The sequence below is a fragment of the Actinophytocola oryzae genome (genome assembly GCF_004364325.1).
Taxonomy (GTDB): domain Bacteria; phylum Actinomycetota; class Actinomycetes; order Mycobacteriales; family Pseudonocardiaceae; genus Actinophytocola; species Actinophytocola oryzae.
This window is the reverse complement of the sequence record NZ_SOCP01000002.1, coordinates 584987-601917: the sequence shown is the minus strand read 5'-3', so window position 1 is coordinate 601917 and position 16931 is coordinate 584987. Positions and strand designations below refer to the sequence as shown.

Genomic DNA, 16931 nt, shown 5'->3' with positions numbered 1-16931 from the left:
AGAGGTGAGCTGGTTCGCGTGAACCGGATTAAGAATCTGCGTGGCCCAGCCGTCGCACAAGGACTGTCGTCCATCAACGTATAAACAGATAATCAAAATGACCGCTTTGTCCCGCAGTGCCGCTTCGCCGTTCCCAAATCCCGAAAAGCCATGTGGCGCAACAGGATCGGCCATCCGGGTCAGGAGAGGGCGCCCGTCGCCGCCAGCGGTGACGTGACTGAGCGTGCCGGCGGCGCCCGTCGCGCGGCCACTGCCCCGCGATTCGACACGTTCGGGCGCCTTTCATGGTATACGGGCTTTTTGGTGGTCCACTTCGCACTGGAGCCGGTTCGGTTCCACCGACGTCGTTCCCGTGACTCGGCCGTTCGCCGACCTGACCGGGATTCGCCCCTTGTCTCGACAGGAGTTCCCGCGTGCCCGTGCCGTGACACCAGGCGCCTGAGCACCAGGTCTCTTCGGCATTCGCTTCAGGACAGGACATCACGGCGGTCAGGCGTCGCCGCCGTCTCCGTCCCCGCCGTCGTCGGCGCCGTCGTCGGCGTCCTCCGCATCACCGCCGACAGCGACGCTCCACCGGCCGCCACGGCCGCGCCGCTCCGGCAGGAAGCCGCTGACGAGCGCCGACACGGTCACGGCGAGGAGCACGGCACCGGCGACCGCCCTCCCGGTCTCGCCCCGGTCGAGACCGGTCACGAACATGGCGGTGAATCCGGCCAGCACCAACACGATGACGGCACCGGCCACTATCCGAGCGATGACGACCACGACGGCCCTCCGAAACCGACGGCCAGTGGGTGAGCGGCGTTCACGGCGACGTCCGCCCCCTGCGCAGCGCGAGTTCCGCGAGAACGGCGGCGCCGTCCGGCAGCACGGTGTCGTCGAACTCGGCGAGCGGCGAGTGGTTGTCGGTGGTGCCGTCGCCCGCACCCAGCAACACGAAGGCGCCGGGCACCCGTTCCAGGACCCGGGAGAAGTCCTCACCACCCGGCAGCGAGTCGGCCAGGAGCCGGAACCGGTGTTCGCCCAACACGTCGGCCACGGTGTCGGCCACGAACGCGACCTCGTCGGTATCGTTGACGGTCATGGGGTATCCGTCCACATAGGTCACCTCGGCGTGCAGCCCGTGCGCCGCCGCGACGGACTCCACGAGCGTGGTAGCCGCCTTTCTGATGCGGGCCTTGGCAGGCGCGGAGAACGTGCGCACAGTCGCCTCGAACCTGGCCGTGTCGGGGATGACGTTGCGTCGCGTGCCCGCGTGCAGTGACCCGACGGTCAGCACGACGGGGTCGAAGATGTCGGACTGGCGGGTGACCAGGGTCTGCAGCGCGGTGACGATCTCGCACGCCACGGGGATCGGGTCCTTCGCGCGGTGCGGTCTGGCGCCGTGCCCACCGGCTCCCCGGACGGTGACCTCGAGCCCGTCGGAGGCCGCCATCGTCGTGCCGGGGCGGGCGGCGAACAGCTCGTGCGGCACGGCGGCGCTGAACACGTGCAGTGCGTACGCCGCCTCCGGCGCTCTGCCCGCCGCGGCGAGCACACCCTCGGCGATCATGGCCGCGGCGCCGTCGAAGCCCTCCTCGCCCGGCTGGAACATGAAGATCACCTCACCCGCCAGCGAGTCCCGCCGCGCCGCGAGCAGGTGCGCTGCGCCGACCAGCATGGCCGTGTGCAGGTCGTGTCCGCAGGCGTGCATGGCGCCGTCGACGCGGGACGCGTAGTCGAGCCGGGTGCGTTCCGACACGGGCAATGCGTCCATGTCCGCACGCAACAGCACGACCGGACCCGGCCTGGCGCCCCGCAGCACGGCCGTCACGGAGGTGAGCGCGTGCCCGACCGACACCTCCAGCGGCAGCCCGTCGAGCGCGGCGAGCACCTTCTCCTGCGTGCGTGGCAGGTCCAGGCCGATCTCGGGCTCGGCATGCAGCGCTCGCCGCAGCCGGACCAGGTTCTCGCGCAATGCGTTGGCGTCCTCGTGCACGGACATCGGAAGTCTCCTCGGTCTTCGGTGGAACCCTTGCCGAAGGATCGCGACCGGTGCCACGCTGAGTCCCGGAACTCCCGGTATCGCTCAGCAGAACGGCCTGTGGTGCAGGATTCGCGCACACCAGACGAGACCGACCTCAGAATCGTGCACGCGTTGCAGACGGCACCCCGCGCGACGTGGCACGAGGTCGGCAGGCGGCTGGGCGTCGACCCCGCGACCGCCGCGCGGCGCTGGCAGGCACTCGTCGAGACGGGAGCCGCTCGCGTCACCGCCTATCCGTCCCTTCGGCCGTGGGCCCGCGACCACTGCAACGCGTTCATCGAGCTGGATCTCGAACCGACCGCCCGCGACCACGCGGTGCGGGTGCTCTCGACCGTCCCGCAGATCGTCTCGATCTCGATCATCAGCAGCGGCCGGGACCTGTTCCTGACCGTGCTGGCCCCGGACCTCGCGACGCTGTCCCGCGTCGTGCTCGAACAGCTCCACCAGCTCCCCGGCCTGCGCGGGACCCGCACGCACGTGGTCACCACCGTCTACGGCGAGGGCAACCACTGGCGGCTCGACGCGCTCGAACCGCCACGGGGTGGCCGAACCGTCGGGCGGACGCCGCTCCCCGACCACCGCCCCGTCTGGCGGGGCCACCACCGGGAGGTGCTGCGCGCGCTCACCGACGGGCGCAGCTCCGCGGCGGAGATCGCGTCCTCGACGGCGAGGAGCGGGTCCACCGTCCGGCGCAGGCTCAACGAGATGATCCACGGTGGACTGCTGTCCCTGCGCTGCGAGGTCGCCCAGTCGATCACGGGCTGGCCGGTCGCCGCGACGTTCTGGGCGCGGGTCCCGCCGGACGAGCTGGACCGCACGGCGTCCGCGTTGACGGAACTGCCCGAGGTCCGGATGTGCGCGGCCGTCACCGGAGCGGACAACCTGATGATGGTCCTCTGGCTGCGCTCGCTCGGCGACATCCAACGCCTGGAGACCGAGCTGGCCCGACGACTTCCCGCGCTGACCCTCACCGACCGCGCCGTGGCACTGCGGGCGGTGAAGCGCATGGGTTGCCTGCTGGACGACGACCGGATCACCGGCGTCGTGCCGATCGACCCCTGGGCGTCACCCTGACCGCGCTCGGGCCCCGGGGACCATCGGGGCGGCGCGGAACCGCAGCAGTCCCTCGACTCCCTGGAGGAACGTCTCGCAGACCGCCGTCGGGTCGGTCAGGCAGCCCGCCGCCATCGCGCCGTCACGCAGCATGACGAAGTGCCTGCCCGCGGGCTCGGGTGGCGACTCGCCGGTCTGCGCGAGCAGGTCGGTGACGGTGCGCAGGAACCACTCGCGGTGCGCGAGTACCGCCTTGTGCACGGGATGCGCCGGGTCCGGGTACTCCGCGGCGGCGTTGAGGAAGGCGCAGCCGCGAAACCCCCGCGACGCGATGTCCTCGGCGATCGACCTGGCGATGGCGAGCAGGACCTCCGCCGCCGGTCGGCCGCTGCCGAGCGCCTCCCCGGCCCGGTCGCGGATGGCCTGGTCGGCTCCCCGCAGGTACGCGACGACGAGGTCGTCCTTGCCGGGGAAGTGCCGGTACAGGGTCGCGCGGGTCACCTTCGCCTCCGCGACGATCCGGTCGATCCCCACGGAGTGCAGCCCCTCTGCGTAGAAGAGCCGGGTGGCCGTGCCGAGCAGCCGTGACCGTGCTTCGGACACCTGTCCTCCCGTGTGCCGCACTGTTGCCAGAACAATAGCAGATAGAACGTTCGGTCTTGCGTTTCCGTCCAGCACCTGGCACGCTTCGACAAGACCGAACGTTCTATCTCCTTCAGAAGGATGTCGCCATGGCCACCGTCACCGCCTCCCCCGTCACCATCGCCCCCTCCCTGCGACGGCTGTACTTCGTCCGGTTCGGGTTCGCGATCGTCTGGGCGGGTCTGCTGTTCGCGACCGGCTCGGACCTCGGGCCGGTGAGCGGCACCCTGCTGGTGCTCTACGCCCTGTTCGACGCGGCCGCCGCGGTCACGGACCTCCGCTCGTCGAAGGCACCGAGCCTGTACGTGAACATCGTGATCAGCGTGGCGGCCGCCGTGGGCCTGGCCGTCGCCGCGTCGTCCGGGGTGCCGGCCGTGCTGCGGGTCTGGGGCGCCTGGGCCATCGGGGCCGGCCTCGTGCAGCTCGCCGTCGGCGTGATCCGCCGCAGGCTGGACGGTCACTGGCCGATGATCATCAGCGGCGCGATCTCCGTCGCGGCGGGGACGTCGTTCGTCCTGCAGGCCGCCGGGGAAGGCGCGTCACTGGGCACCCTCGCCGGGTATGCGGTGCTCGGCGGCGTGTTCTTCCTCGTCTCGGCGCTGCGCCTCGGCCGAGGCCGCTGACCCCACCTCCTGGGACCGTCAGCGTGGTGGTGGTCCCGGTGGCCGGCCGTTGTTCGAGGACAGTGCCTCGAGTGTCGCCTTGCCGTTGGCGTCGAGGCTCATCACCGGGATCAGCTTGTTGAAGGGCAGCCACTGCTGCGAGGCGTTCCTCGGGATCTGGAAGTAGATCCAGCCGCTCGCGCCCGGCACCCGGGCGGTGCCGTTGATCTGGTTGAGCCCGTTCACCAGGTCGACCGGCTGGGGGACCTTCGCCTTCTCGGTGCGTGCCCTGCGGGTCGCCTCGACCGCGGTGACCACCGAGTCGTAGCTCATGATGGCGTGGCCGTCCTCGAGGTCGTCGCCGAACACCGCGTGATAGCTGTGGGGACCGTCCCTGAACCGGGCGATCGGCACCGGGGAGAACAGCTTGTCCCGTTCCGCGACCGGTGAGTCCCACGCCTGGGGAGTGGCCAACGTGGTGTACAGGACCCGCACACTGCCGCCGGTCCACAGGCCGTGCACGCCGGTCACCCGGTTGACGTCGTCGCCGCAGATGACGGTGATCGGTCCGTCGGCAGCGCAGTCCCGCGCGGCCAGCTTGCCGAGGAACGTCCTCAGGTCCGCGCTGAAACCGGCGAAGAACACGACGTCCGGGTCGATCCCGCAGATCCGCTGGGCCTCGAGGGCGAGCACGTTGCCGACGGCGCCCACCGCGGCGTTGAAGCCGCCCTCGGTCGGTCGCGGGTACGCCGGGTTGTCACGGGGGAACGCGTTGCGGTAGCGGTTGGCGAGGTCGGTCGCGTACCTGTCGTTGGGATCGGTGTCGCGGACCATGTGGATCTTGTACGGCGCCTCGGGCGTCGCGGCCAGCCATTCGGGGGTCGTCGTCAGGTACGCGACGGCCGCGGCGGCCTCGTCCGCGTTCGTCGGCGCGACCCTCGCCAGCCTGGGCGCGGACAGCGCAGACGAGGTGATCACCGACCCGAACGTCGGGATGCCGTGGTCGTTCAACGCGCTGACGGCCCGCTGCGTGGTGTCCACACTGGACCCGAGACCGGCCACGGCGACCAGGTGCTCGTCGCTCTCGGCGCGGGCCACCAGGTCGGTGACGGTGTCGTTCCAGTCCACTCCCCCGTCGCCGGTGTCCGCCAGCAGGAGACGCACCAGAGGCCTGCTGCTGCTGAAGCGAACCGGGTCCCCCTCCTCGTGGTTGGACCACCACTGCGCCAGGTAGGCGCCCTCCAGCTCGTGCTGGATCGACGTCCGGGAGTTCGGGTCCTTGTCGCCGGTCCGGATCGGCATCATGAACGCGATCGTGGCGTAGTCCTGGCCGCTTTCCCCGACCGCCCGGTTCTCCGCGCGGATCAGCCGCTCGACCTCGCCGAGGCCGCCGAACAGGTCGTCGGAGCCGTCGGTGACCCGCACGGTCTCCCACGGCCGCCAGAATCCCATCCAGACGATGACGGCGAGCGTCACCACGATCGCGATGATCCTGGTGTGGGTTCGGCGGTACCACGGGGTCGGCGGGTTGAACGGTTTCGGCTCGGACAGCTTGCGGGCTCCCCGCGTTCGCTCCGCCATCACGATGTCTTCTTTCGGTATGCTTCGGCTTCCCGGTGAAACCTGTTCCGTCCGGTCTGGAAGACGTCGGCGAGCAGGTCGAACTCGTGGGCGATCGCACCGGTGAGCGTGAACTCGGGGTCGCCGAGCGGATCACGCCAGATCCACCGGGCGGCCACCAGCGACCACACCACCCGTCGCGGGCCGGTCTCGTTGGGGCAGAGGCTCAACAGCTCGTCGTAGCGCGCGTCGGCGCTCTCCGCGTAACGGTGCAGTCCCGGCGCCTCGGTGATCTCGTCGAACTCGTCGATCCAGCTCTCCGCGTCGGCGTCCAGCTGCAGGTCGATGAGGTAGTCGACGACCGGACCGAGCTCGCCGCGGGCGAGGCTGTGATACCAGATGTCGTTGGTCTTCTTGCGGTTGCCGACGGCACGGGCCCAGGTCTCCAACGTGCCGTGCACGTCGTTCCACTGGTTCTTCCCCATGCCTGCCAGCTGCCACAACAGAACCCGGCGCAGCCACGGGTGGAGCCGGGGCAGCCTGCGCGGTCCGGCGGTCAACCACAGCGACTTCTCCAACCAGTCCGGCAGGTCGGAGTGTCGTGCGCCGAGTGCCCCCTGCGCCGCGTCGAGGTCGCGCGCGGCGGACCAGAGGATCAGCTTCTCCCGGGACCGGTCCGGCAGACCGGCGAGCAGGTGCTCGTACCGGAAGCCGTCGAGGACGGCACGTCTGGAGCGCGGCTCGGTCAGGGTCGGCGCGAGTTCCTGCACACTCCACGGATGCCCGTGCGTCAGGTCGTCCACGAACCTGACGTGCTCGGCGGGAACCGACTCGCCGATCTCGGTCGAGGTCAGGTCGCACAGCCACACCGGCAGCCACCAGGAACCGGTCGCCTCCCGGTCGCGGGCTCCCGACCACGCCCCATGGGTCACCGACCGTGCCGTCGGGACCTCGCGCCTGGTGGGTTCCTGCGCCGACCCGGCCCTCTCGGGCTCCCAGGGCAGCCGCCACCGGGTCCGCAGGCCGGTCAGTTCGGGCAGCGCGCCCGCGGCGGCCACGACGACGACCGGTTCACAGGTCTCCGACGTGGCCCGCGCCTGCGCGACGAGGTCGAGGACGGTGCTCCCGGCCTCCCGGTGGCAGTTGTCCAGCAGCACCACGCAGTTGAACGGCCGGTTCCGGCGCGTGTACGCGGCCTCGATGTCGGCGAGGAACGCGGCGACGAGCGTGCGCTCGGCCTCCCGGCGCCGGGCCGCGTCGTGGAAGGACAGGTTGAGCCGGACCAGCTCGTGCACACCGTCCTCGTTGCGCTTGCCACGCGCGCCGTACCAGCTCAGGCCGGTGCGGAACAGTGCGTCGACGGCGTAGCGGGAGCTGACGGCCGACTGGAGCAGCTGGCCGACCAACCGCACCTCCGCGGAGGAGATGTCCAGGGCCTGGCGGGCGTCCAGGGTCAGGCCCACGTCCTCCAGCGTCCTGGCGACCGCGCCCACCCGTTCCCGGACCCGGACGAGCCGCCGGAGCTCGTCGCGGACCCTGGCGCAGTTCCTCGTGGTGTCGGCCGGGTCGTCGGACAGGTCGTGGATGCTCGCCGCGACCTGCGCGAGCCAGACCCGGCGAAACCTGATGGCGCCGAACTCCGGCCACGAACCGCTCAGCTCCTCGGCCAGCCTGCACACCAACTGCCACGGGGTGTAGTTCCGTTCGGCACAGTCCACAAGCGCGTAGGGAATGGCGGCGGATCCGCGGCAGGCGCCCTCGATGTACTGCAGAACCCAGCTTTTGCCACTGCCGGGCGGTCCGATCAGCACGGTCAGCGGGAGATCCTGGTCTTTTGTCCGCAGGAGTTCCTCGAAGAGCGAGATGAGTTTCGATCTCCCGAGAAGCGGTAGAGTCGCGGCCATTGGGTTCCCGCCGGTGAACGAATGATCGTAATTCACGATCATTGTAGCAGTGGTCCAACCAGTCCGCGGTTGACACAACCAGGACAACGACCCGAAAGATATCCTTTCGAGATGGCAGTGAATTACGTGCCGACCCGGTTGGCGGGAACAACCCCGCGACGCCGCCGGAGGAGATGATTCGTCGGCCTAGTGCCGCGTCCAGGCGAGGAGGGCACGTTTCTCCGCGGCCCAGGCGGCCGCTGGCGGCGTTGCCGGAAAGCCCGAGTACAACCCGGTACGAGCGGCTTCCCGGCGCCTTGCCAGCGACCACCTGGATCCACGGATAAACGACCCTCCCCACCTGGACACGGCACTAGCTCGACGGGTCCCCGAACACGAAGTAGCCGTTCGGCGCGAAGTCCCATCCGGCCCGGCGGTACGCGGCCGTGGGGGTCGGATAGCCGTGGTCCAGGTACTGCCGGAGGAAGTACCTCGCCTCGGGACGGTCGAGGCCGATCCGGTCGGCGAGCTCCGACCCGGCCGAGCCGGACTGTCCGGCCTGTCCTCGGGCGTACTCGATGAGCTGGAACAGCAGCCCGGTGCCCTGCGGCATCCGGATCTTGGGCCGCCAGGCCAGGTAGTCCGGGACGACGCCCTCGATCGCCCTGCGCAGCACCCATTTCTCGATGCCGTCGCGGAACTTCCAGCTCATCGGCAGGTGCCAGGCGAGGTCGACCACCGAGGGGTCCAGGAACGGGACCCTGGCCTCCACCGAGTGCAGCATCGAGGTGCGGTCCACCCGCTGCAGGTCGGTGCGGTACAGGTTCATCACCCGGTACCGCGACATCGCCACCGGGTCGGGATGGTCGCGGAACAGCTCGTAGCCCGCGAAGAGCTCGTCGCTGCCGTCGCCGACCAGCACCACCTTGAGGCCCAGCTCGCGGGCGACCGCGAAGGCGGGCGTCATCACGCTCGCGTCCATGATGTCGATGACCTCGAACGTCTCGATCTGGCGGACCGTCTCGGGCAGGCGCGCGGCCAGCACGTCGTGGTCGAGGTGGTGGACCACGTGCCGCACACCGAGGTCGGCGCACGAGCGGATGGCGAACTCCAGGTCGGGGGCACCGGGAAAGCCGACGCTGATCGCCGTGACGTCCGGGTGGTGGCGGATCGCGAGGCCGAGCACGGCGGCACTGTCCACTCCCCCGCTGTAGATCACGCCGACGGGCAGATCGGTCCGGACGCGCTTGGCGACCGCGTCGTCGAGCCTGCCGAACAGCTCCGCGACGACCTCGTCCTCCTCCTCGGGCACCGGCACTGCTCGGCGCTCGTCGTAGCGGCGGCGCCCGGCACGGGACTCGGTGTGCCCCGGCGGGAACTCCAGCGGCGGGCATCCCGTCGTGCCGAAGGCCTTGAGCTCCGAGGCGAACAGCGTCGTCTCGCCGTCCCCGGCCCGGTACAGCGGCTTGACGCCGAACCGGTCGCGGGCGCACAGGTAGTCCCTGGTCGCCGGATCGTAGATCAGGAAGGCGAAGACGCCGTCCAGACGGCTCGGCAGGTCCTCGCCCCACTCGCGGTAGCCACGCAGCAGGACCTCGGTGTCCGACCCGGTGCGAAAGCCGTGGCCGAGCCCCGTCAGCTCACGCCGCAGCTCCGGGTGGTTGTAGATCTCGCCGTTGAACACCACCCAGAGGCCACCGTCGGCGTCCGGCATCGGTTGGTCCGCCTCGTCCCTGGCCACGATGGCCAGCCGGTTGCTGCCGAGCACGGCACCGGGCACCGACCGCGTCCGTCCATAGTGGACAGAGTCGCCCCGGTGGCGGATGGCCGCCAGCATGGCGGACACCCGGTCCGCGCCGGGTCGCCCAGCGTCGGCGGACAGCTCGACGGCGATACCGCACATACCACTCCCCCAGTCACTTCTCGCCGACGGCGACCAGGGCCACCCTCGGCACCTCGGCGAGCCAGGTCGAACGTCGCCGGTAGACGACCGGCCTGTCCGGGCCTGCGCCGTCCGGATACGTGAAGTACCTGCGTGCCAGGGCCCACACGGCGTCGCGGGTCTCCGCGCGGGCCCGGCCGTTCAGACCGACCAGGCCGTACATGTCGAGCAGGTAGTCGGCCAGCGCCGCACGCACCTCGCGCGGGTCGTCGCCCTCGACGACGAGCGGGTCGTAGACGGGACGCACCCCCACGGGACGCAGGTCCGCCGCCGCGATGAGCCGTTCCATCTCGGCGGCGCTGAAATGCTTGTAGGGGTGGCCGGAACGGGAATGGCGGTGCACCACCTCGGTGAACCACCTGGCGACCGGCGCGCCCTCCTCGAAGTCGTGCAGGACGAGCCTGCCGCCGGGACGCAGCACCCGAGCCGCCTCCCGGCAGGCCGCCGCCCGCTCCTCCGGTCCGATGTGGTGGGTGCCGTAGGCGATGATGACCGCGTCCATGGTCTCGTCGCGGACGAACAGGAACTGGGCGAGCTGGCGGATGGCGGGCAGGCCGCCACGCAACGCCTCGAGCACCATGTGGCCGGCCATGTCGCTGGTGACGGCCGGCGAAACCACCTGGGGCGCCACGGTTCTGAGCACACGTGCGAGCAGGCCGTCCCCGCCGAGCACGTCCAGCAGGCGCCAGTCGCGTGGGATGCGCGCGGGGGTGGCGACCCCCGCGGCGAGGGTGAACAGCGACCGGATCCCCCTGGCCCGGACCATGGCGTTGCGCTGGGCGCGGCGGTAGGAGGCACCCCTGCCGAGGTCGGTGTCGTCCTCGAACTCGTTGACCGCGTCCGCGAGCAGTCGCCAGGCCGCCTCGGCACCGGGACGGTCCAGCCAGAGGGTCTCCGCGAGCCAGGGAAACCTGTTCCGCGCCAGGTCGGCATACTCCATCATGGACAGACCGGGAAGATAGGGTCGGTCACGCGGCGGCGAGGTCGTCGTCGTCACCCCCAGTGGCTCGCGTGCTTCACCCGACCAATACCTCGGAGCAGCGGGCCAGAACATTCTCGACCACATTGTGGCCGACGGCACGGAAGCCGACATCCCGGTTTTATTCGATCATCACGGGAAGTATACCCGCGTGGTGCGGGATTTGGCACCCGTCGGCCACGCGGTCGGCATTCCGGAATTCGGCGGTTTGTCGAACACCGCCGTGCCGACGGCGATTCCGCGGTGCGGTCAGGAAGTCCGAACGCCGACGCGCCGCAGGTAGTTCTCGACCGCCCGAGGGCGGTCCGTGATGCCCGCGACGTAACCGTCCGGGCGGACGAGCACCCAGTGGCCGGGTTCGAGTCCGTAGGTGTCGCGGACGTGGCCGCCGGTGTCGCGGAGGTCGCCGCGGGCACCGATCAGGTGGATGTGCAGACCGGCACGCGCCGGGGGTGTCTCGTCGCGGTCGGTCTCGTAGCCGAGCAGGGTCCAGTGCGGGCCCTGGAACAGGGTGAACAGTCGGGTCGGCAGGCCACCAGCGCCGGTGACGGGAGCGTCCGGGGCGCGGTCGCCCGCCAGCACGCCCTTGTCGCGGTCCGGGTCGGCCGCCGCGAGCGACGAGTACCCGTAGCCGAGGTCGAGCTGGCTGCCCTCCCGGCCCCGCACCAGCCGGGTGCCCAGCAGCCGGGTCGACAGGCCCAGCACCTCCTCCGCGACCGGACGGCGTTCCTCCTCGTAGGTGGCGAGCAGCGACTCGTCGGCGCCACCGAGCACGGCGGCGAGCTTCCACCCCAGGTTGTAGGTGTCCTGCAGGCTGGTGTTCAGGCCCTGCCCGCCCGTGGGCGGGTGCACGTGCGCGGCGTCGCCCGCCAGGAGGACCCGACCCTGCCGGTAGGAGTCGGCCAACCGCGCGTTCATGGAGAACACCGACGCCCACGACACGGACGTGATCGTCAGGTCGTCGCGGCCGGCACGCTCACGCAGGAACGCGGTGAGCCCCGCCGAGGACAGGTCGATCTCCACGTCGAACGGGACCGGGGCCTGGAGCTGGAACATCGGCGTGCCGTAGAGCGGGCACAGCGACACCTGGGTGGGCGTGTCCTCGGCGAACCGGTGCCACACGTCCGCGCTGACCCCGTCGACGTACACGTCGGCCACGATCGCCCGCACCCCGAGGGTCCTGCCCTCGAACCCGATCCCCAGGCTCTTGCGCACGAAGCTCGACCCGCCGTCGGTGCCGACCAGGTACGCCGCCCGCACGACGTGTTCACCGTCCTGGGTCGCGACCCGCGCGGTCACCCCGTCGTCGTCCTGTTCGAACCCCACCAGCTCGTGGGCGTAGCGCGGGGTGTGACCCAACTCGGCGAGCCGGTCACGCAGGACGCGCTCGGTCAGGAACTGCGGCACCAGCAACGGGATCATGAACGGCTCGGCCGGTGTCGGCGCCGACAGCTCCACGGTCGGGCGGTCCACCGTGCCGTCCTCGGTGTAGTAGCGCTGCGGCGGGTACTCGCCACCGGCCGCCACGATCCGGTCGATCACACCGAGGTCCTCGAACACCTCCTGGCTCCTCGGCTGGATCCCCTTGCCCCGCGACCCCGCGAACGGGTGCGCCGCCTTGTCCACCAACACGAACGGCACGCCCCGGCGCGCGAGGTCGATCCCCAGCGTCAACCCGGCCGCACCGGCCCCGCTGACCAACACCGCAGTCTCCATTGCCCCTCCAGTTGTGTGCATATTGCACACATTAAGGCCGCGTTTTTGCCGCTGTCAACAGCGAACATGCCGACAACTCTACTGAATCATGTGCTCGATACACGCATATACGAGGCTGCTGCGGGCACGGGGGCCCCGGCGACGGCTACCGCAGCGTGGCGATACCGGCCAGGAAGATGTCGATGCCGGACAGGAACTGCTCGCGGTCGTCGTGCTCGCGCAGGTGCGTCGCCGCTCTGTGCACGAACGGGTACCTGGCGGGGTCCAGTCGCGACCACCGTGCCGCGACGGCGCCGAGGAAGGCCGAGCGGTCGGCGTCGCCCTCGGCGAGGTGGCGGGTGTTCGCCGTGTTCTGCCCCGCGACGCCGAGGATGTAGTTCACCAGCGCGCCCGCCGCGTCGAAGAGCGCCCCCTCTGGCACGCCGAGCGCGTCGAGGAGGCTGCCGACGCTCTCGTAGACGTCGAGCAGCGCGGGTCGCCACGGCTCCCGGGAGAGCTGGGCGCCGACCCAGGGGTGTGCGTCGATCGCGTCGAACAGCCCCAGCGCGACGGCACGCAGACCCTCCGCCGGGTCCCCCTCGACGACCACCCCGGTCATCACGCCGGCGACGATGTCGTCGGTGGCCGCCGCGAGCAGGTCGTCCTTGTTCGCCACATGGTGGTAGATCGCCCCGTAGCCGGTGCTCAGCCGGGTGACGAGAGCACGGAGCGTCAGCGCGGACTCACCACCCGCGTCGAGGAGGTCGGCGGCGGCCCTGACGATCAGCTCCTTGGACAGCCCGTCCGTACGCCGCTGGGTCCTCTTCGTCACAGGCGCCATTGTGTCACGTTTGGATCGCCGATCCAAAGTCGTGCTAGCTTGTTTGGAGCGGCGATCCAACAAGTCTCCGGGAGGAGCACCATGACGACACCGGTCACGATCATCGGAGCGGGCCTCGGCGGTCTCGTACTGGCCCGCGTCCTGCACGTACACGGCGTCGCGGCCACGGTGTACGAGGCGGAGCCCTCCCCCGCCGCGCGCCACCAGGGCGGGATGCTCGACATCCACCCGTGGAACGGTCAGCTCGCGCTGGAGGTGGCCGGCCTGACCGAGGGCTTCCTCGGGCTGGTCCTGCGGGGCCGCGAGTCCTACCGGGTCCTCGACCGGACGGGGACCGTCCTGCTCGACCGGCCCGACGACGGCACGGGCGATCGTCCCGAGGTGCAGCGCGGCGAGCTGCGGGCGCTGCTGCTCGACGCGCTCCCGGCCGGCACCGTCCAGTGGGGGCACAAGGTCACCGGTGTGCGGGCGCTCGGGGAGGGCCGCCACGAGGTGGGCTTCGCCGACGGCACCACCGTCGGCACGAGCCTGCTGGTCGGCGCGGACGGCGCCTGGTCGCGGGTCCGCCCGCTGCTGTCCGACGCCATCCCCGAGTACGTCGGCGTCGCGGTCGTCGAGACGTTCCTGTTCGACGGCGACACCCGCCACCCGGCCGCCACGGAGGCCGTCGGCGGCGGATCGCTCTTCGCACTCGCGCCGGGCAAGGGCATTCTGGCCCACCGCGAGAGCGGCGGCACCCTGCACACCTACGCGCAGCTGGTGAAGCCGAGGAGCTGGCTCGCCGACACCGACGCCGCGACCATGACCGCGCGGGTGGTCGAGGAGTTCGACGGCTGGGCCCCGGAGTTGACCGCCCTGATCACCGACAGCGACACCCCGCCGGTCCTGCGCCGCCTCTTCACGCTGCCGCCTGGACACCACTGGGACCGCGTCGCGGGCGTGACGCTGCTCGGCGACGCCGCCCACCTCATGCCGCCGAACGGTGAGGGCGCGAACCTGGCCATGCTGGACGGCGCCGAGCTGGGTCAGGCCATCGCCGCGCACCCCGGGGACCCCGACGCCGCGCTCGCCGAGTACGAACAGGCCATGTTCACCCGCGCGGCCGCCGAGGCGGACGACGACATCTACACGATCATGTTCGGCGACGAGGCACCCCACAGCATGGTCACGATGCTGAGCGGAGCCGAGTAGCGGGAGGCCCGGCTACCGTGGTCGCGTGGCTCAGGAGGTCTGGCAGGCGGGCGACGCGTACGAGGCGTACGTGGGACGGTGGAGCAGGCAGGTCGCGGCGCGGTTCGTGCCGTGGCTGGGGGTGCGGGCGGGTCGGCGCTGGCTGGACGTCGGCTGCGGGACCGGCGCGCTGACCTCGGCCGTGCGGGCCGCGGGAGGAGCGGTGGTCGGCCTGGACCCCTCACGCGGGTTCGTGGCGGGGCTGCCCGACGTGGTCGTCGGGGACGCCCGGGCGCTCCCCTTCGCGGCGGGGCGGTTCGACATCGTGGTGAGCGGCCTGGCGCTGAACTTCGTGCCGGCACCGGACCGGGCGCTGGCCGAGATGGCGCGCGTGGTCACGCCCGGGGGCACGGTCGCCGCCTACGTCTGGGACTACGCCGACGGCATGGCGATGATGCGGCACTTCTGGCAGGCGGCGCGCGAGGTGAACCCCGAGGCCCCGGACGAGGGCGAGCGGTTCCCGCTGTGCCACCCCGAGGCGCTCGCGGAGCTGTGGCGTGCCACCGGCATGACCGACGTCGAGGTCACGGGCATCGAGATCCCGACCGTCTTCGCGGACTTCGACGCCTACTGGCGCCCGTTCCTCGGCGGTCAGGGCGCGGCACCCGCGTACCTGCTGTCCCGCCCGCCCGAGGAGCGGGAGGAGTTGCGGGTGCGGCTGAGTGCGCGGCTACCCGCCCGCGACCTGCGGCTCACCGCCCGCGCGTTGGCCGTCCGGGCTACCGCTCCACCGGGCGGGCCCGCCGACCCGCGACCGTGACCACGTCCCCGGGACGCAGCTGCGCTCCCCTGCGCACCTCGACCCGGCCGTTCACCTCCACCTGCTCGGTCTCGACCAGCTCGCGTGCGTGCGCCCCGTGTTCGGCGAGATCGGCCAGCTTGAGGAACTGACCCAGCCGGATCGGCAGCTCGGCGACGGGAACGTCCTGGATCGGTGATCGTGGCACGGCCTCATCCTCCCCGATCCGGGGTCCTCACTGCCGCACGAGCCCCGCACGACCGCGCGTGGTGCGCCACCAGCGGCGCGACGCGAGGGCGGCGAGCATGGCACCGACGGCGTTGACCAGCACGTCGTCCACGGAGGACACCCGGTCCAGCTGGAAGACGTACTGTGCCGTCTCGACCAGGACCGAGCAGGCGGCCCCGAGCGCGAGGACGCGCGGCAGGGACGCCAGGGCCGCGAACCGCATCGGGGCGAAGAACCCGAGCGCCGCGAAGACCAGCAGGTTGGCGACGATCCCCAGGGCGCCCATCGTGACCAGGTCGCGCAGCGGGACCAGGCTCACCCGACCGGGCACGACGCCTGCTCCCGAGCCCGGCATGAGGGTCATCCACAGGATCGGCACCGTCCCGTAGACCATGCCCACCTCGGCCGACGACAGCCGCCACGCCGACGCGGTGTCCGTGGCACGTCGTCGGAGGTGCGCCAACGCCCACACCACCAGCCCGGCAGGCGGCAGCCCGACGAGCATCATGAACAGCACACCGTTCGCCGTGCCGAGGCAGAAGCGCCACCGCCCGGCCACACAGGCCGGAGCCGACATCATGAGCGGCCGCCGCACGAGGTACGCCACGGTCGCGAGCCCCAGGACAGCCAGGGTGACGAGCACCGCCCTGCGCACACGGCGAGGCGGTGCGGACAGGGACGCACTCTGGGTCATCCGCCCATCGAACACGACGAGCCGTCGCGGCGGCGTATGCGGTTCTCCATACGCTCGCGATACACGGGCGTCCCCGTCAGCCGGGTGTCACCGTGGTTCCTCCTCCCCGAGGAGGATGTTCAGGCGCCGCAGGACGTCCAGTTGCGCCGGGTTGTAGAGCGCCGCCAGACCCTCGGCGACGACGGGCCGCGTGAGGGCCTCACCCGTCGCCATGTCCTTCAGGGACGGGTGTTGCTCGTACTGGTGACGCACCAGAGGTGCGTAGTGCTCTGCCAGTCGCTGTCTCGTGACCTCGTCGGCGTCCGGCGGCAGTGTGTCGAACTCCGCTCGCGCCGGGGGCGGGTCCGTCGAGTGCAGCTCCAGCAGCGTCGTCATCGCCGCCGGGTCCAGGACGGTCGAGTAGATCAGCAGCAGTGAACGCTCCACATCGGACAGTTCGGTCGCGTTCCCGTCGAAGCCCGGGGGCAGGTCGACGAGGCTGCGGCGCCGAAGGATCGACGCCAGCTCCTCCCGCATCCGCTGCTGCCGTTCGATGCTCGCCTTCAGTTCGGCGTCCAGCGCACGCAGCGTCCGCTCCGCGTTCTCGTCCGACCCCTCCATGGCCGGGATGTCGGACAGCGGCACCCCCAGGTCGACGAGCCTGCGGATGCGCAGCAACCGCACCAGGTGCCCGACGCCGTACCGCTTGTACCCGTTGGCGGCACGTTCGGGGACGTCGAGCAGTCCGATCCGGTGGTAGTGACGGACGGTCTTCAGCGTCGTGCCTGCCAGCTCCGCCAGTTCACGTGTGCTCCAAGCCATATGACGCCAGTGGACG

General features: G+C 71.0%; 16 protein-coding genes. 4 read left to right on the top strand and 12 right to left on the bottom strand.

Annotated elements, in window-relative coordinates:
- Positions 1-489: 489 nt before the first annotated feature.
- Both CLV71_RS06365 and CLV71_RS06360 read right to left on the bottom strand, forming a co-directional pair.
- Complete coding sequence (locus tag CLV71_RS06365) at positions 490-765, bottom strand: hypothetical protein (RefSeq protein ID WP_133901656.1); 276 nt, start codon at positions 763-765, stop codon at positions 490-492.
- 40 nt (positions 766-805) lie between these two features.
- Positions 806-1984 (bottom strand): M20 metallopeptidase family protein, encoded by a 1179-nt coding sequence (locus CLV71_RS06360; RefSeq protein ID WP_133901655.1) that lies wholly within the window; start codon positions 1982-1984, stop codon positions 806-808.
- A gap of 99 nt (positions 1985-2083) precedes the next feature.
- On the opposite strand from CLV71_RS06360, the gene CLV71_RS06355 reads away from it, so the two are divergent.
- Positions 2084-3100 (top strand): Lrp/AsnC family transcriptional regulator, encoded by a 1017-nt coding sequence (locus tag CLV71_RS06355; RefSeq protein ID WP_341771450.1) that lies wholly within the window; start codon positions 2084-2086, stop codon positions 3098-3100.
- Here CLV71_RS06355 and CLV71_RS06350 read toward each other — a convergent pair.
- Positions 3092-3682, bottom strand: coding sequence for a TetR/AcrR family transcriptional regulator (locus CLV71_RS06350; protein ID WP_133901654.1), 591 nt, complete (start codon positions 3680-3682; stop codon positions 3092-3094). The two genes, CLV71_RS06355 and CLV71_RS06350, sit on opposite strands and share 9 nt — an antisense overlap.
- 128 nt (positions 3683-3810) lie before the next feature.
- Between CLV71_RS06350 and CLV71_RS06345 the strand changes: the two genes are divergently transcribed.
- On the top strand, positions 3811-4344 hold the full coding sequence (locus tag CLV71_RS06345; RefSeq protein WP_133901653.1) for a hypothetical protein: 534 nt from the start codon (positions 3811-3813) through the stop codon (positions 4342-4344).
- A gap of 18 nt (positions 4345-4362) precedes the next feature.
- On the opposite strand, the gene CLV71_RS06340 is transcribed toward CLV71_RS06345, so the two are convergent.
- The 6 genes from CLV71_RS06340 to CLV71_RS06315 all read right to left on the bottom strand — a co-directional run bounded on the left by CLV71_RS06340 (position 4363) and on the right by CLV71_RS06315 (position 13214).
- Positions 4363-5904: a type 1 periplasmic-binding domain-containing protein gene (locus tag CLV71_RS06340; RefSeq protein ID WP_133901652.1), complete on the bottom strand. Its 1542-nt coding sequence runs from the start codon at positions 5902-5904 to the stop codon at positions 4363-4365.
- Positions 5904-7601, bottom strand: coding sequence for a hypothetical protein (locus CLV71_RS06335; protein WP_166663965.1), 1698 nt, complete (start codon positions 7599-7601; stop codon positions 5904-5906). The genes CLV71_RS06340 and CLV71_RS06335 overlap by 1 nt, the downstream gene beginning before the upstream one ends.
- A gap of 538 nt (positions 7602-8139) precedes the next feature.
- The gene (locus tag CLV71_RS06330; protein ID WP_133901650.1) at positions 8140-9669 is read right to left on the bottom strand and encodes an asparagine synthetase B family protein; all 1530 of its coding nucleotides are present in this window, start codon (positions 9667-9669) and stop codon (positions 8140-8142) included.
- 13 nt (positions 9670-9682) lie between these two features.
- The gene (locus tag CLV71_RS06325) at positions 9683-10651 is read right to left on the bottom strand and encodes a methyltransferase domain-containing protein (RefSeq protein ID WP_166663964.1); all 969 of its coding nucleotides are present in this window, start codon (positions 10649-10651) and stop codon (positions 9683-9685) included.
- A 285-nt stretch (positions 10652-10936) separates the two neighbouring features.
- Positions 10937-12403: an FAD-dependent oxidoreductase gene (locus CLV71_RS06320; RefSeq protein ID WP_133901648.1), complete on the bottom strand. Its 1467-nt coding sequence runs from the start codon at positions 12401-12403 to the stop codon at positions 10937-10939.
- A 145-nt stretch (positions 12404-12548) separates the two neighbouring features.
- A complete protein-coding gene (locus CLV71_RS06315) occupies positions 12549-13214 on the bottom strand; it encodes a TetR/AcrR family transcriptional regulator (protein WP_166663963.1) in 666 nt (221 codons plus the stop codon).
- Between the two features lie 90 nt (positions 13215-13304).
- Between CLV71_RS06315 and CLV71_RS06310 the strand changes: the two genes are divergently transcribed.
- Together CLV71_RS06310 and CLV71_RS06305 are read left to right on the top strand one after the other, a co-directional pair.
- Positions 13305-14414, top strand: coding sequence for an FAD-dependent oxidoreductase (locus tag CLV71_RS06310; protein WP_133901646.1), 1110 nt, complete (start codon positions 13305-13307; stop codon positions 14412-14414).
- A 25-nt stretch (positions 14415-14439) separates the two neighbouring features.
- The gene (locus CLV71_RS06305) at positions 14440-15213 is read left to right on the top strand and encodes a class I SAM-dependent methyltransferase (RefSeq protein ID WP_133901645.1); all 774 of its coding nucleotides are present in this window, start codon (positions 14440-14442) and stop codon (positions 15211-15213) included.
- Here the strand turns inward: CLV71_RS06305 and CLV71_RS06300 are convergent.
- The 3 genes from CLV71_RS06300 to CLV71_RS06290 form a co-directional block, all read right to left on the bottom strand.
- Complete coding sequence (locus CLV71_RS06300) at positions 15173-15400, bottom strand: RNA-binding S4 domain-containing protein (protein WP_133901644.1); 228 nt, start codon at positions 15398-15400, stop codon at positions 15173-15175. The two genes, CLV71_RS06305 and CLV71_RS06300, sit on opposite strands and share 41 nt — an antisense overlap.
- Positions 15401-15427: 27 nt before the next feature.
- Complete coding sequence (locus CLV71_RS06295; protein WP_133901643.1) at positions 15428-16114, bottom strand: VanZ family protein; 687 nt, start codon at positions 16112-16114, stop codon at positions 15428-15430.
- An 87-nt stretch (positions 16115-16201) separates the two neighbouring features.
- Positions 16202-16915, bottom strand: coding sequence for a MerR family transcriptional regulator (locus CLV71_RS06290; RefSeq protein ID WP_133901642.1), 714 nt, complete (start codon positions 16913-16915; stop codon positions 16202-16204).
- Between the last annotated feature and the right edge of the window lie 16 nt (positions 16916-16931).